Annotated in this window: 12 protein-coding genes and 2 pseudogenes; 4 read left to right on the top strand and 10 right to left on the bottom strand. The window is 68.6% G+C overall.

The genetic code is table 11. The annotated features are described in order from the left end of the window. Window positions 1-455 precede the first annotated feature (455 nt). The 10 genes and pseudogenes from OG410_RS34215 to OG410_RS34170 form a co-directional block, all read right to left on the bottom strand. Window positions 456-1,391, bottom strand: a complete 936-nt coding sequence (locus OG410_RS34215; protein WP_329302642.1) for a diacylglycerol/lipid kinase family protein — start codon at window positions 1,389-1,391, stop codon at window positions 456-458. A 656-nt stretch (window positions 1,392-2,047) separates the two neighbouring features. Beyond that, on the bottom strand, window positions 2,048-2,296 hold the full coding sequence (locus tag OG410_RS34210; RefSeq protein ID WP_329302641.1) for a cyclophilin-like fold protein: 249 nt from the start codon (window positions 2,294-2,296) through the stop codon (window positions 2,048-2,050). Window positions 2,297-2,569: 273 nt separating this feature from the next. Next, window positions 2,570-2,908 (bottom strand): annotated as a pseudogene (locus OG410_RS34205) (SDR family NAD(P)-dependent oxidoreductase); the annotation flags it as partial. Window positions 2,909-3,657: 749 nt separating this feature from the next. After that, on the bottom strand, window positions 3,658-4,083 hold the full coding sequence (locus OG410_RS34200; protein ID WP_329302640.1) for a hypothetical protein: 426 nt from the start codon (window positions 4,081-4,083) through the stop codon (window positions 3,658-3,660). 473 nt (window positions 4,084-4,556) lie between these two features. Then, window positions 4,557-4,892, bottom strand: coding sequence for a helix-turn-helix domain-containing protein (locus OG410_RS34195; RefSeq protein ID WP_266764008.1), 336 nt, complete (start codon window positions 4,890-4,892; stop codon window positions 4,557-4,559). Window positions 4,893-7,302: 2,410 nt separating this feature from the next. Then, window positions 7,303-7,506, bottom strand: coding sequence for a cold-shock protein (locus tag OG410_RS34190; protein ID WP_008734837.1), 204 nt, complete (start codon window positions 7,504-7,506; stop codon window positions 7,303-7,305). Continuing rightward, window positions 7,488-8,477 carry a substrate-binding domain-containing protein gene (locus OG410_RS34185; RefSeq protein ID WP_329302639.1) on the bottom strand — a complete coding sequence of 330 codons (990 nt, stop codon included), beginning with the start codon at window positions 8,475-8,477 and terminating at the stop codon, window positions 7,488-7,490. Before OG410_RS34185 ends, OG410_RS34190 begins: the two co-directional genes overlap by 19 nt. 100 nt (window positions 8,478-8,577) lie before the next feature. After that, window positions 8,578-8,880, bottom strand: coding sequence for a putative quinol monooxygenase (locus OG410_RS34180; RefSeq protein ID WP_326784476.1), 303 nt, complete (start codon window positions 8,878-8,880; stop codon window positions 8,578-8,580). 28 nt (window positions 8,881-8,908) lie between these two features. Then, window positions 8,909-9,728 (bottom strand): annotated as a pseudogene (locus tag OG410_RS34175) (GH32 C-terminal domain-containing protein); the annotation flags it as partial. 250 nt (window positions 9,729-9,978) lie between these two features. Then, window positions 9,979-10,941 (bottom strand): carbohydrate kinase family protein, encoded by a 963-nt coding sequence (locus OG410_RS34170; protein WP_329302638.1) that lies wholly within the window; start codon window positions 10,939-10,941, stop codon window positions 9,979-9,981. Between the two features lie 256 nt (window positions 10,942-11,197). Here OG410_RS34170 and OG410_RS34165 point away from each other — a divergent pair, with 256 nt between their 5' ends. The 4 genes from OG410_RS34165 to OG410_RS34150 all read left to right on the top strand — a co-directional run bounded on the left by OG410_RS34165 (window position 11,198) and on the right by OG410_RS34150 (window position 15,291). After that, window positions 11,198-12,214: a sugar ABC transporter substrate-binding protein gene (locus OG410_RS34165; RefSeq protein ID WP_329302637.1), complete on the top strand. Its 1,017-nt coding sequence runs from the start codon at window positions 11,198-11,200 to the stop codon at window positions 12,212-12,214. Window positions 12,215-12,354: 140 nt separating this feature from the next. Continuing rightward, window positions 12,355-13,347, top strand: a complete 993-nt coding sequence (locus OG410_RS34160; protein WP_329302636.1) for an ABC transporter permease — start codon at window positions 12,355-12,357, stop codon at window positions 13,345-13,347. Further along, on the top strand, window positions 13,347-14,183 hold the full coding sequence (locus tag OG410_RS34155; RefSeq protein ID WP_266765073.1) for an ATP-binding cassette domain-containing protein: 837 nt from the start codon (window positions 13,347-13,349) through the stop codon (window positions 14,181-14,183). The genes OG410_RS34160 and OG410_RS34155 overlap by 1 nt, the downstream gene beginning before the upstream one ends. Window positions 14,184-14,259: 76 nt before the next feature. Further along, on the top strand, window positions 14,260-15,291 hold the full coding sequence (locus tag OG410_RS34150) for a LacI family DNA-binding transcriptional regulator (RefSeq protein WP_329302635.1): 1,032 nt from the start codon (window positions 14,260-14,262) through the stop codon (window positions 15,289-15,291). Window positions 15,292-15,616 lie beyond the last annotated feature (325 nt).

The following is a 15,616-nucleotide window of genomic DNA, read 5'->3' as shown; positions in this document are numbered from 1 at the left end:
GAGCCGACAAAACTCGATCAGCTTCTCTCTGACCACCGCCGCTTCGTATGCTTCCAGTGCGCCCGGTCAGCGCCGAGCTGACAGCCATCACCCGGTCCGCATCAGCGGCCGCCTCCCTCGAAGGGCCCTGTCCTCCGGGTCCTCAAGCCCGGGACCTCACCCGGTGAAGGCGAGGGCCGCCGGCACAGACGGGCCGGCGGAACAGCAGCCTGGCCGTACGCGCTTCGAACAGCACGGCAGGGTTGACCTGGAAACGGGTGGTGTCGCTGCTCAGAATGAACGCGGTCGACCAGCCGCGAGGACTTCAACCGCACCGGCCCGGCCGCCCCGGCCGTCGAGCACATCGACCGGAGGTGATTCCCGGGCCCGGTCGCCGCGAACGCACAAGCGTGCATCGCCCGTGTCCGCGCGGCGTTCTCCGAACCAAGAACCGCGTCCTGGCTCCGGTCGCTCCTTCAACCGTTGCCACCCGCTCGCAGCGCTCCCGGGCGCCCGGGAGCGGGCTCCGGTGGGATTCCCGGCCGGTCCCTCGGCAGCAGCACACGCAGGGCACCTGGCCGAATTCCGCATATGACGGGGAGCGGAAGCGTCACCGCTTCGCCGTCGATCCCCGCATCCAGGTACCGCACGTCACCGCGCAGCGTGACGCCGGACGCCGACCAGACGACAACACCCTCGCTTGCCGGGCCAGGACCGGGCATCGAGCGTCGCAGTTCGCTGCGCAGGTGCCGGAGGAGGTCCGGGGGCGTCTGTGCCGGACGCTTGAGGACGATGCCGCCCAGCAGTCCCGTGGTGAGCGAGAAGCGACGCCCCAGCCAGCGCGGTGTGGCCAGATGGTAGGGGTTGTTGGAGACCAGCACCATCTGCGGGAACTCGACGGTCCCCCACGGGGTGTCCACGCAGGCCTCGACCCACTGCTTGCCCTTGAGATAATCGGGTGCCACCGCAGCGAACGCGCGCGTCTTGTCCTCCCGGTACCCGGGCTCCAGCAGGGCGTCGGCGTACATGCCGAAAGAGACGTTGTTGACGAAGACGCGCGGGCCGAGCACCCCCAGGTCCACCCGTGCGGGCTCACCGTCGACCAGGGCGCCCAGCGCCTGCGCCGGATCGCGAACGTCGAGGCCCAGGTCCCGGGCGAAATGGTTGCGGGTGCCCGCCGGGACCACCATCAGCGACCGGCCCGCGTCCGCAGCCACCGCGGCGACCGCGGATACAGTGCCGTCGCCGCCCGCGACTCCCAGCACCTGTGCCCCCTCCTCGACGGCGCACCTCGCAACCGACGCCGCGTCCTCCTCCGCGCTGGTCATCCAGACCTGAGCCCCCATGTCCTCGGCCCGCTGGACCAGACCGTAACGAGCAGGCTTACCGCCGCCCGAGCGTGGATTCGTCACGATCACCACCCGGGCACGCGTCCGAGCTTCGGCCATCACCGCACCCACTCTCACCGCTGATGCCGGCCTTCGGCCGACAGATGGAAGCCGTAGGACCAGGCTGACAGATCCCGCACCCTCTTCGCTTGCCGGGAACGCCGATGCCTCCCGACGACGTAGCGGTCGCACTGCGTGGTTCCACTGCCCGGCGCACGCGTGCGCCCATGTCCGCGCCTTCGAGCAGTACATCGCTGCGAGTGGGCAGGAGACGGGAATCGAATCGATTCCCGCGATGTCCGACGCGCTGGCCGAAGGACGCGTGCAAACGCTGCTGTTGTCGACCGCGCCAGTGGTCAGCCTTCCCGGGCGCTGCTGGCCACCAGCGCCCGGGAAGGCTTGGGACAGGGTGCCGAGAACGGTTTCGAGATGACGGCCGGTGCGCTGTTGCTGAGGGCCGCGCCCCTGGGCGACGCGGGCTTCACCGAGATCCCGGCGACCGTGACGTGACGGACGGTTACACGGCCATCCTGCGCTACAGGCCCGCGATGACGAACTCAGTGGTCCCCATGAGGAACGTACCGGCGGCGAGCACCCAGACGACGAAGGGCAGTCTGCCGGGGGCGGACCCGACTGCAGAGGGCATACGTGTGCTTCTCTCCTTGCAAGCGGCTGATGGGTCAGGAGGCGGCCTCGATGGTGATGCGGTCGGCCGTGGCGAGCCGGTCGCTGTCGCCGTCGTCGACGTGGCCGAGGACGACCAGGCCGGTGGAGGGGGAGTCGCCGTCGCGGTAGAAGAGGGCCAGGTTGCCCCAGGGCGCGTAGTAGGGCAGGTCACCGGTCCGGGGCTTGGCCGCGTCCGGAGCGCCGGAGGTATCCAGCTTGCGCGGCAGGTAGGCGATCCGCTCCGTCTGGTGGAAGTCCTCCACGTCGAGGTGAGCGAGAGGAGGGCGGCGAAGTCGCGGGCAGCCGCGCTGTCGTTCAAGGTGGCGTCGACGGGGCGGCCGTCGATGAGCTGGGTGTTCATGGCGGTGTTCCTGTCGGACGGTGCGGTCTGTGCCTTGGCCGTCGGCGTCTCCTGCTGGCTGGAGGATGCCGCAGCCGGGGAGGTTGGCTTGTCGGTGCATGCCACTACGGTCAACAGGAGAGCGGTGGCCGGGACGGCGCGGACAAGGAAACGGAGGGCGGCCGCGTTCATGGGGTCAGTCGGGCATGGGCTCGGCGTAGTGCCGGAACCCGGTCCGCTCGGTGTGGATGGCGTACAAGCGCTGGGCCAGGACCTCAGGGCTGCTGCGCTCGGCGCCGGGGCGGATCGCTCCCGGGATGATCAGCTGGGCTGCGTGAATGTTCTCCCCGGCGAGCGCGGCGTGGAGCATGTGCGCGTAGGCGACCGAGGTCCCCACCCACTCAGGGTGCGGGCGAACGGCGCTGCCACCGTTGACGAACAGCAACGTGCCTCGGCCGAGCGCCCGCATCCCGGGCAGGACAGCATTCACGCAGGTGCGAGGGCACTTGGCGGAGAAGGCCAGCGGGGTGTCGAGAGCGCCGACCCCGATCATGCGGGCCGGGGCCGACGGCGCTTCCGCACGGGTCGCGCAGCCTTCCGCAGGGCGTCGAGGTTACGTGGCAACGGCGCCCCGGTCATGGGACTGGTGTGTGAGTTCTGGCTGCATCACCCGGCATACCTGGATCGGACTGCCGCCACAGCCGCTCACCGCGAAGGTGCCGGAAGAGGTCCGGCGGCGTGTCGGTCGGGCGCTTGAGCACGATGCCGCCGAGCAGTCCTGAGGTGAGCGTGAAGCGGCGCCCCTGATAGCGCGGAGTGGCGATGTGGTGCGGGTTGTTGGAGACCAACACAACTTGCAGGAGTCGGACGGCTCCCCGCGGGGTGTCCACGTCGGCCTCGACGCATTGCCTTCCTTTGAAATAAGGGGGTGCGACCGCAGCGAGGGTACGTGCCTTGTCCTCCCGGTACCCAGACCCCAGCAGAGCGTCGGCGTACAGGCCGAATGAGACGTTATTGACGAAGACCTGCGGGCTACCGAGCCGAGGTCCACACGGGTGGGTACGCCATCGATCAGGGCGCTCAGTGAGGAGACCGGGTTGCGGATGCCGTCCGCTGTCGGCCGCAGCCTGCAGGTCACGCACCGCCTGCGGGGCCCGGCCGCTCTCGGAGGTCACGCAGTACATGCCGGTGCGCACAGGATCCTGGCTATCTGCGGGTGCGCGCAGACAGGGGCACAGCAGGCTCGTTCAGCAGGAAGAGGCCCGAGGCCACACCCCGTTGTTCCTATCTGCTGGCCAGGGCTTCGGCCTCCGCACGGGCCAGCAACGCTTCCAATGAAGCGGATTCTGCCTCCAGGATCGCTGAGGCAGCGTAGTCGATCGCGAACGACGCATAGCCCTCAGCATCCTCCGCGTTGTGCTCGGCGCGCTTCACGTCATGCTCGGCCTTGCGCTCCTGGAAACGGATCTTGGCCGTCGCCACATGCTCCTGCCATTTGTTCCTTGCCTCTTCCAGTGACTCAGCGGCAGCGGCCTTCTGTTCGGCTGCCTCACCGCGGAGTTCCTGTGCCCGCTGTTCCGCCTCCTGTTGAGCCTGTTCGACCGCAGCTGACAACTGCTCCCGGTTCTTGGTGATGGCACTCTGCACCTGCTCTTGTGCGTGCTTCGCCCGATCCGTCAATTGGGTGATGCGGTCCGTCGTCTCCGTCATGGCCTTGCCTTTCCGATTACACGCAAAAAGGCCCTCATCTACTCCAAATGTACGCCGGGAGGTCCTCCATTCGGGTGACGGGAGTCCGTTCCCAGGCCGATCGGGTTCCCGGAGGAACCTCACCACCCGCCCGCAGCGGCCACCGCCGCGATCTCCGTTTCCGTCAAGGCGAAACGCGGCCCTCATCATCCCCATCATCATCGACGCCTGAGCCACAGCACGGCAGCGCGGCCCCCGGTTCCGGTCCCTGGGGTATCGAGGTCGGGCACGGGAGTCAGCAGCCGCCTCGGGAGGCCGAGGTGGCAACACACTCCACATGATGAGTCACCGGGAAGATGTCGCCGAAGCAGAGCGTCATCGCTGTAGAGCTCGCGATTGCCGCCCGTCCGAACGCCCTGCCGCCGGACAGAACGACCCGCGCGTCACACCCTGACATGTGTGTGCGGGATCCGCCGGAACCCGGACGCACCGTCTCAGGACACGGGCGGACCGGACGGTCCGGCCGTCCGGCGGTGTTCGGCGTTGATGCGCTGGGCTTCTTCGAGTTGGTCTTCGAGGATGATGATGCGGCAGGCGGCCTCGATGGGGGTGCCGTTGTCGACGAGTTCGCGGGCGCGGGCGGCGATGCGCAGTTGGTAGCGGGAGTAGCGTCGATGGCCGCCCGCTGAGCGGAGCGGGGTGATGAGGCGGGCTTCGCCGAGGGCGCGGAGAAAGCCCTGGGTGGTGCCGAGCAACGCTGCGGCCCGGCCCATGGTGTAGGCGGGGTAGTCGTCGTCATCGAGCCGGCCGAACGAGTCGTCTGCTGTCACTTGCACCTCTCATGGAACGCGTGGAGGGGCCCCGGCGCTATTCGCGCCAGGGCCCCGAAGGAACTGCTACACCATCTGCCGGCCCTGATACTGCGCCGGCCTACTGTTTCCGCAGACCCGACCAAGATTGCTGTCGGGGACGCGGGGATCGCGGTTGCTCGACCGGAGACCACCTCACTATCGATGTCCTGCGGTACCCGGGCTCAGCCATTCCGCCCGGGCGATCCTGATGGCGCTCGGCCCCTCCGTTCTTTCCCTCTGGGATCAACTAACTGCCGGTACTGCTCTACCGCGTACTGCTGGTGATGCGACCTGCTCGGTGACCTGTCACAGCGCCACTCTCCGGCAGCCAGCCCCGTCGCCCGTCCTGCGTCTGCTCTGGCTTAGAACCCCACTGCCGAACCTCCCGGCGCGCGCGCCCGCAGCCGACGCCTTCACCGAGGAACCACTCACATACCTTCACTGCTGGATACCGCTAACTGCACTAACGGGTACTGCAACTTCAACTGCGGTCCTGCTCACGGCGGCCCCTGATCACTGCGAGCCACCCGGTCCGGTCGCCAGCCCCGTCGCCGTCCTGCAACAACCCTGGCTCCGAAACTCCACCACCGCACCGCCCTGCACACTGCAACTACATGTACTGCTACCTGGCAGTTCGTGTCTGCCGGGCCCTGCCGATCTCGGCTACGAGAGAAACCATAGCCAGACGATCTCCCAATGTCTACTCCAGCCAGCATAGATTTCCGTGTGGTCGGCGAGGAGGTAATCGAGCTCTAAGCGCCACGACACTCCCCGGGCTCCGCCGAGGGGCAGCACAGGGAGAGCAGTGTGAGCCACGCCGAGTTCAGGTCGGTACCATCACCAGCCGCGGTACCCCGTGGACGCGAGGCCTGTACGGGCTGCCGCGCGCCCGCTGCGCCGGACGCCTGTCCGGCCCGGCGGAATCTACGGCGGCGTCACCGTCCGATACCGACAGCGGAGACGAGCCGTGGCTTGCGAAACCAGTCCCCAGGTGTCAGCTGAGCTCTCGAGGCGGGCGGCCCACCATGCCGCTGCTGTCGCCTAACGCCTCCTGGAAGCAGGTCTGCCGGTGACCGGGATTCAGAGTTGCGGTCCCTGACGCGACACGGACGGTGAGTACCTCGATGTGGAGGCCGGCATCTCGTTCACGCCGGCATTCCAGGATCAGCATGGCGGGGGTGCCTGCGGGCTCCACTGGGCGGGCACGTCCGGCTGGTGTCTCTACACCGCCGACAAGGAGGACCGGTACCTGTCCGGCGTCCGGTGGCCCGGTGCCGGCCTCCTTCCCGAGCCCCGGCTCGTCGCGGCCTTCGTCGACGCTTTCCGTCTCGGCCCGGCCGGGGCCGGCAGCGAACAGCCGTACTACCGTCAGGAGGGCCAGGCCTTCCCCATGCTGCTGGACAGTCTGGCCCCTACCTTCCCGCCCGGCCCTGCCTGTTCGAGGAACCCCAGATCCGTTTCGCCGACCTGCACAGACGCGCCTACGAAAACCGCGTGCGGCGGGCACTGGCCTCCTGCTCCTCCGCCCCCAATCCCGCTGGGCGCGACGACGCGGGCGGAGCAGGGTCAGGTGCCAGACCGCGGGTGCTTGGGAAAATACCCCGGGGCGAGAGTGCCTCCCAGACCACCCAATCCCCCAGACAGACCAACCGGTTTACGGCCGGGCATCCCAGCGGTGTCGCACCTCGCCGAGGGAAGACAGTGGCCGAGGTCGTCGCAGCAGACGAGAAAAAGTGTCCCAGAGGGTGGACGAATCGTTTTGACGAATGTGACGGATGATCATTGGATGACCTCCAGCCGCGGCGCAGAGGCGGGCAGCGGCAAACGCAGAGCCGATGCCCTCCTCCCGGACAAGCGCGCCGAAGGCACCCCGCACACGCCCGCCAGCCCCCGAGAAAGCCCCGGACCGGGGCACACCCCTGTGCACACAGCTCGCCAAGGAATGGGCAGCCCGCGGCGCCACCGTCCCCTGCCCCGACCCTCTGTGGCAGCATCTGGCCTCTCCCGAACGCCTGACGCACGAGACAGAAAGCACCGTGCGCCGGCGCCACCTGGAAGGGGACACCCACCCCGGTGACCGCACAGCCAGGCCAGCTCAACCGGAGGCACCCCGCCGGGCGGCCCGATGAACTCCTCGCGCAGAAGCCCTCACACACGCCACTGCTGTCGAGGCGGGACGCGCTGCCCTGCACGCCAGCCCATCGGCACGGGTACACCGCTCTCGACACAGGTCAGGGCCGCGCAGCTGCTGTGCGACCCTGACCCGTGCATCACAGATCCCGCCGACGCGCCGGACAAGTCCAGGCATCCGCTGTTCTGGGTTGGCGTACGGGCTACATGGCGTGCCCTGCACGCAAAGCACGGAGCCCTCGGCCGAGGGTGGGGAGGGTCAGGCCGGGTTGATGTTCTCGGCCTGCGGACCCTTCTGGCCCTGGGTGACGTCGAACGTCACGATCTGGCCCTCCTGAAGCTCACGAAAGCCCGAGGAGTTGATCGCCGAGTAGTGCGCGAAGACATCCGGGCCGCCGCCGTCCTGGGCGATGAATCCGAAGCCCTTCTCCGCGTTGAACCACTTCACAGTTCCCGTGGCCATGTCTCATGCCTTCCAGTCGATGAACGCCTCCCACACCATGCGGAAAGCGGAGGTGATCGCCCTGGTCCCTGCGGCACAGCACAGCAAAACGCCCACGCCGAAGGCGTGGGCAAAGGGGAAATCCGAACCACGACAGCTGACGCAGACGCTACACGCCCGCACACCCCGTCACCAGAGGAAACGATCACGCGGCACGCCCACAACACCGGCGACTGCACGAGTCGGGGCGGCGAAGCGACCGATGCCCGGGCCACCAGCGGGCAGGGCAGCATTTCCTGAGCGGCCGGACCGGGTTCCCGGTCCGGTGTGCCCGTGAGCGCGAGCACCTGTGCGACATCCCGCGCCCCCATCTCGTAGTGCGGCAGGGCGACGGTGGTCAGCCCGGGGAACATGCCGTCGAAAATCAGTTCCTGGTTGTCGAACCCGATGAACGACAGGTCGGCAGGGATCGACAGCCCCGGTTCGGCGGCGGCGTGGTGGACGCCCATCGCCATCCGGTCGGCGAAGCAGAACAACGCAGTGCGTCGTTCCGCCGCCCGGAGCAGCGTGAGCGCCGCCCGGTACGCGCTGGCAGTCGAGGCGGTCTCGGCCGCCACCAGCCGGGGACCGAAGGTGACGCCGGCTTCCGCGAGGGCCTGCCGGTATCCCTCCAGGCGTCCGTGGATGGCCGGGATGTCGTCGACGTTGTTGATGAAGCCGATCCGGCGGTAACCGTGGCGGAGCAGTTCACGCACCGCCGTCGCCCCACCCTGCACCTCGTCGGGTCCCACCGACGGTACGGACAGGTCGTCCGCGCGTGCATCGAGCAGCACCGTGGGGACCGAGCGCAACTGCTCCGGCACCTCCACGATCCGGTGGTACTCCACGACCCGGTGGTACATGGACGTGTGCAGCACCCCGTCGACCTGGCGCTGGAACAGGAGTTCGATCTCCTTGCGCTCCAGCTCCGGGTCTCCGCCGGTGTTCAGCATGAGCAGCAGCGGGTCCGCCTGCCCAAGTGGTGCCCAATCGTTTCGGCAAGTGAGTACGGGATGAGACCACGCCCCGGTGGAGGCCTTTGTCGACGGTTCGTTACGGATTCGTGGCCAGCGGGTTCAGGAACGTCAGCGCGGAGGCGTCCTCTTCGATCAGCCGAACGAGGGCGGCGTTGAAAGGGCCGCCGTACGGGGCGTTCAGGTGCGCCTGGAAGGCGTCCTCGTCCCGGTACACCTCGAAGATCCAGAAGGCGCGCGGGGCGGCTGCCTTGGTGTAGACGTCGAAGGCGAGGTTGCCTTCTTCCTCGCGCACCTTCAGGGTGTAGTCGCCGATCAGACGGGCGACCTCGTCCTGTGCTCCCTCGCGGGCGGTGAACTCGGCGAGCAGGGTTTTCTTCACGGTCTCGTGTCCTTGTCAGTCGTGGGCGTCACTTGTGTGCGGAGTCGAGGTGCCAGACGACGGCCTTGTCCAGCTTCACCGAGCCGTTCTCGGCCTTCAGCGCGGTCCGGACACCGGGGAAGGTGCTGCTGAAGTCCACGGCGCCGGAGTGGGTGCGGTCGACGTACACAGCTCCTGAGTCGTGATGTCGTAGCCGATGACGGTCTCCTCGCCATTCGCGCCGGTGCGCACCTTCAGGCCGAAGCGTTCGGCGTCCTTGAGGGAGAGGGTCGCCTCGATGTCGAGAGCCTTGCCCTGCGCCGCGGGGCCGATCAGGGTCTTGGAGGCACTCTTGACGGTGACGCCGGACGCGGTCACCGCGTGCGGCTGCCACAGGGACCACACCCTGTTCACGGGCCGGCTGGTCAACAGGATGCTGCCGTCGACCGTACGCAGGGCCATCTCCCCGAGGATGCTCTGCGCGCCGCGCCAAGGTGACGTGGGGATGACCCCGCTGTAGTCCCAGTTGTTCATCCAGCCGATCATGTACCGCTTGCCGCCCGGCGCGTTCTCCCAGGACACCGCCGTGTAGTAGTCCTTGCCGTAGTTGGCCCAGTCGGCGCGCTGCACGACGGACTTCGCGGCCGTGTCGGTGGCGGTGAACCGGTCGGCGAGGAGGTGGCCCCAGCCGGCGGTGTTCATGTCGACGATCTGGATCTGCGCCTCCTTGCCGGCGTAGGAGCGCATGTCGAAGGAGGCCCGGTCCAGGTCTCGCTGTTGGAGCTGGTGGCGCTGCGGACGACCTTGCCGTCGACGATCAAGTTGACGGACGTCTCCTGGGAGACGAGCTGGGCCTGGGTGCCCGAGAGCGTGCCGGGATACACGTCCAGAGCTCATGGTGTCTCCTGTGCTGTGGCCGTCCACTGGGCGGAGCCTGCGGCTCGTGCGTGGACCGACCGAAACGTGACGCCCTGGTCGGCGTCGTCGTCCAGGCGGCCGAACCGGGGGTGTCATCGTTGACTTGTGTCATCGTTGACATCAAGTGGCCCGATGATGTACGGAATCCGGCAGACGCGTCAAGGGTTGGGGCGGAACTGCCCGGCGCGGCCCGCCCGCCCGTCAGGCGCCGCCGGCGGCCGCAAGCTGCGCCAACTGGTTCCGCCACGGGGGATTGGGACCGGCGACCGAGCAGGTCAGGGCCGCGACCCGGGTGCCGAACCGGCAGGCTTCCGCGACCTCGTCGAGACCGAGATCGGCCAGCCGGCCACCGAGGAGTCCGCGGGCGCCGAGGTGGTGCAGCAGGCCGGCGGTGAAGGAGTCCCCCGCGCCGACCGTGTCGACGACCCGCGTGGCCACCGCGGGCACCCGCAGCCGTTCACCGTCGAGCGAGGCCAAGGCGCCGTCGGCGCCGAGCGTGATCACGACGAGCCGTACCCCCGCCGCATGCCAGATGTCGCACGCCTGCTCAGGCGGAGTGCCCGGCAGGAGGAGTTCCAGGTCGTCCTCGCTCAGCCGCAGGATGTCGGCGAGAGCGCACCAATGCGCCAGCCGGGCGCGGTAGACCTCGGGGCGCACCAGCAGCGGCCGGACGTTGGGATCGATGCTGATGGTGGCCCGCGGAACAGCAGCCGCCAGGAACTCCTCCACCGCCGCTCCGCCGGGCTCACGGACCAGCGCCAGCGACCCGGTGTGCACACAGGCTGTTTCGGACAGATCCACCCTTGCCAGTTCCCCTGGAGTCCACTGCCAGTCGGCCGTGTTCTGCGCGTGGAACGAGAACGCGGCCTGCCCGGTGGCGTCCAGCTCCGCCACGGCCAGCGTGCTGGGCTCGGCGGCGGCGACGGCGTACGACAGGTCGACGCCGGACGCCTCCAGGTGGGCGCGGAACAGGCGGCCGAACACATCGCCGGACAGGCGTGCGAGGAAGCGGGCCGGCGTGTCCAGCCGGGCCAGGGCCACCGCCGTATTCGCGGGTCCGCCGCCAGGCAGCACCCGCAGGGCGAGCTCGTTCGAGGCGTTTGCCGGTTCGGCGAAGGCGTCCGCGACGCACTCTCCCAGAACGGTGATCTGACGCGGGCTCATGGGCTGCTGCTCTCTCTCGGAACGGTTCAAGACCGGGAAGGGGGCCGTGCGGCGGCACGGCGGCCGACCGACTGCGCGGAGGCGACAGGCGCGGACGTTGCCGAATTATGACGAGCGGAAGGCATTGACGTTGCCGGGATCCGCAGTCCATCATCCTCGCCAGGCAGTGTCAACGATGACATAAGTCAACGATGACACCCAGGCGGCCTGCTCTGATCCCATCCCCGTGCCTCTCGCTATCCCACTGGAGTCGATCGTGTCTCGCACCACTCGTCTGTCTTCCTCCCTCCTCAGAGCCGCCGCGGTCACCGGCGTTGCGGCCCTCACCCTGGCGGCCTGCGGGTCCGGCTCCGGCTCCACGAGCTCCGGCTCGGGCAGCGTTAAGGTCGGCCTGATCACCAAGACCGACACCAACCCGTTCTTCGTGAAGATGAAGGAGGGTGCGGAGAAGGCCGCCAAGGAGAACGGCGCCCAGTTGTCCACCGCGGCAGGCAAGTTCGACGGGGACAACGCCGGTCAGGTCACAGCCATCGAGAACATGGTCGCCTCCGGCGTGAAGGGCATCCTGATCACCCCGAGCGACTCCAAGGCGATCGTGCCCGCCATCCAGAAGGCCCGCGCCAAGGGCGTCCTGGTGATCGCCCTCGACACCCCGACCGACCCGCAAAACGCGGTCGACGCGCTCTTCGCCACCGACAACCTCAAGGCCGGCGAACTGATCGGCGAGTACGCCAAGGCCGCCATGAAGGGCAAGACGGCGAAGATAGCCACCCTCGACCTGGCGCCGGGTGTCTCCGTCGGAGTCCAGCGGCACAACGGCTTCCTGACGGGCTTCGGCATCGGCGAGAAGAACCCGGCCGTTGTCTGTTCCCAGGACACCGGTGGCGACCAGGCCAAGGGACAGACCGCGATGGAGAACTGCCTGCAGAAGGCACCCGGCATCAACGTCGTCTACACCATCAACGAACCGGCTGCCCTGGGCGCCTACACCGCGCTCAAGGCGAAGGGCCGGGAGAAGGACGTCCTGATCGTGTCCGTCGACGGCGGCTGCACTGGGACCCAGGCCGTCAAGGACGGCAAGATCGCCGCCACGTCCCAGCAGTACCCCCTGAAGATGGCCGCCGAGGGCGTCAAGGCCGTCGTGACGTACGCCAAGGACGGCAAGAAGGCATCCGGTTACACCGACACCGGCGTCACGCTGATCACCGACAAGGCGCAGGACGGGGCCACGTCGAAGGACACCGGCTACGGCCTGGAGAACTGCTGGGGCTGAGCCGCCCCACCCACGCCACTCCCCTCAGCGGGGCGGTCGGCCCCACTCCCCGCCCAGGCCGACCGCCCCCTGTCCCGGCAGCGAGGGTTTCGCCCTCGCTGCCGGCCACAAGGACATCTGTCTTCCACCAAGGACTTCGCATGACAGCCACGCCAACGCCCTACTCGGAGCTCAAAGCACCGACCACAGCCCGCAGACTGCTCACGGCGCCGACCACCGGACCCCTGGCCGCCCTCCTCCTGGCCTGCGCCTTCTTCTCCTTCTCGACCGACCAGTTCCTGACCGGCGGGAACTTCTCGCTGATCGTGCAGCAGGTCATGGTCGTGGGCACCCTCGCCATCGGGCAGACCCTGATCATCCTCACGGCGGGGATCGACCTGTCGTGCGGGGCCGTGATGGCGTTCGGCAGCATCGTGATCGCCAAGATGGCCGCCGAGGGCTCCCTGCCCCCGCTCCTCGCCGTCGCCCTGGGCCTGGTGGTCTGCGGCGGGTTCGGTCTGCTCAACGGGTTGCTGGTGCAGAAGATCCCGCTGCCGCCATTCATCGTCACCCTTGGCATGCTCAACGTGGCGTTCGCGCTGACCCACATCTACTCCGCGGAGCAGACGGTCACCAACCTGCCCGGCCCGCTGACGGCCCTCGGCGAGACCTTCCCGCTCGGCCACACCGACATCACCTACGGCTCCCTGGTCACCATCGCCCTGTTCCTGCTCCTCGCCTACGCGCTGAGCAGCACCGGCTGGGGGCGGCACGTCTACGCCCTGGGCAACAGCGCCGAGGCCGCCCGGCTCAACGGCATCCGCACCTCCCGCCTGACCATCGGCATCTACACCGTGGCCGGCCTGCTGTACGGCATCGCCGCCCTGCTGCTCATCTCCCGCACCGGAGTCGGCGACCCGCAGGCCGGGCAGACCGACAACCTCGACAGCATCACCGCTGTGGTCCTCGGCGGCACCAGCCTCTTCGGCGGACGCGGCTCGGTCCTGGGCACCTTCATCGGCGTCCTCATCGTCGGCGTGTTCCGCAACGGCCTCCAGCTGATGGGCGTCGCCTCCATCTACCAGACCCTGATCACCGGAGTCCTGGTGATCCTCGCGGTGACCGTCGACCAGCTCTCCCGGAAGAAGGCCTGATGACCGTCACCTCCTCCCCCACGCCCGTACTGCAGGCCCGTGGTCTGGTCAAGCGGTACGGCCAGGTCACCGCCATCGACGGCGCCGACTTCGACCTGCTCCCCGGTGAGGTCCTCGCCGTCATCGGCGACAACGGCGCCGGCAAGACCAGCCTGATCAAGGCCCTCACCGGCGCGGTGACCCCCGATGCGGGCGAGATACGACTCAACGGCGAGCCCATCACCTTCTCCGGCCCGCAGAGCGCACGCGCCCACGGCATCGAGACGGTCTATCAGGACCTCGCCGTGGCCGCCTCCATGGACATCGCCTCGAACATGTTCCTCGGGCGCGAGCTGCGCCGCCCCGGCGTCCTCGGCAGTGTCTTCCGCATGCTGGACAAGAAGCGCATGCGCCAGGAGGCCGCCGAGCACATGGCCGACCTGAAGATCGGCCTGCGCTCGCTGACGCAGTCGGTGGAGACGCTCTCCGGCGGACAGCGGCAGGCCGTCGCGGTCGCCCGTTCCGTCGCCTGGGCCCGCTCCGTCGTCGTCATGGACGAACCCACCGCAGCCCTCGGCGTCAAGGAGTCCGGCCAGGTCCTCGACCTCATCCGCCGGGTCCGCGACAAGGGCATGCCGGTCGTCCTGATCAGTCACAACATGCCCCACGTCTTCGAGATCGCCGACCGGATCCACGTCCACCGCCTCGGCCGGCGCGCTGCCGTGATCAAGCCCTCCGACTACTCCATGGCCGAGGTCGTCGCCATCATGACCGGCGCCCTCACCGTCGACGAAACCGGAGATACTGTCGTAGCGGATTCGGAGGCCGCGAAGGCCGCCGGAGTCCGGGCCACCTGACAGCACTACCCAGCTCTCGCATCTTCCGGCCGAGGCCGCGGCCGGAAGCGAGAGCCCTCAGGAGACGGTTTCCTCCATGGCAGCGAACCGCCGCCCCACCCTGGCCGACGTCGCCCGAGAAGTCGGCGTCAGCGCCAAGACGGTCTCCCGAGTCCTCAACGAGGACGGACCCGCCTCCGCGCAGACCAGGGAACAGGTACTCGCCGCAGTGGCCAAGCTCGGCTTCCAGCCGAACCTCATGGCCCGCAACATCCGCATCGGCGGCCCGGACACCACCATCGGCCTGGTCATTCCCGACCTCGCCAACCCCTTCTTCGGAGCCGTGGCCCGCGCCATCGAGGACACCGTCCGCGAACGCGGACTGACCCTCCTCATGGGCTCCTCCGCGGACGACCCCGAGCGCGAACGCGCCCTGACGGACAAGTTCCTCGCCCGCCGCGTCAGCATCCTGATCGTCGTACCGTCCGTCGGCGCCGACCACTCCCACCTCAAGTCCCACCGTACGGCGGGGCTGCCCGTGATCTTCCTGGACCGACCCGGAGTCGGCCTCGCCACCGACAGCATCGTCAGTTCCAACCGGGCCGGCGCCCACGACGGCGTCGCCCACCTCATCGCCCACGGACACCGGCGCATCGGCTTCGTCGCCGACCTGCCCGTGAAGCTGTACACCCGCCGTGAACGTCTGGCCGGCTACCGCTCGGCACTCCAGGAAGCCGACATCCCCGACGACCGCTCGCTCCTCGCCAACGCCCACAACCAGCAAGGAGCCAAGGCCGCGACCGCCCAACTCCTCGGCCTGGCCGATCCCCCCACAGCGCTGTTCGCCGGCAACAACATCATGGCGCTGGGCATCGTCGCCGAACTGGCCCGCAGCAAGCGCAAGGACGTCGCCGTCGTCGCCTTCGACGACGTCTCGCTCGCCGAGGCACTCGAGCCGGCCCTGACCGTCGTCGCCCAGGACGCGGAAGAACTCGGCAGGGCGGCCGCGACCACCGCGCTGACCCGACTCGACGGCGACCGCACCCGCGCCCGCACCATCACCGTCCCCACCCACCTGGTCGTCCGAGGCTCGGGCGAACTCCCTGTCGCTGCGTTGCAGGAACTGTGACCTGGAGTTGGCGCCGAACTGCACGGCCAGGCAGGCTGTCGAGATCGGCCGGCATTGCCGCTCTTCGGTATGGGGGTGAACCCGCAGGTGGCACTCCCCTGACCGCGTCGGGAGAGCACCGCCACGCCACAGGCCGCGGCACGGCCGTCCTCGGTGCTCTCCACGCGAGCGAAGGTGATCCTCCCTTCGCTGTTCCTGTCCGCGGGCCAGGCACGTTCTCTCCGCGCAAGCAGAACGGTGGCAGCACGATGATCTCGTTGCCATACACCTCTACCAACGGTGGGAGCCTCAACCGACCTGCCCGGCCTCCACTCCCTGTGCCCCT

The organism is Streptomyces sp. NBC_00659 (genome assembly GCF_036226925.1).
Lineage (GTDB): Bacteria > Actinomycetota > Actinomycetes > Streptomycetales > Streptomycetaceae > Streptomyces.
The sequence above is the reverse complement of the archived record's forward strand: the minus strand, read 5'-3'. Positions and strand labels throughout refer to the sequence as shown.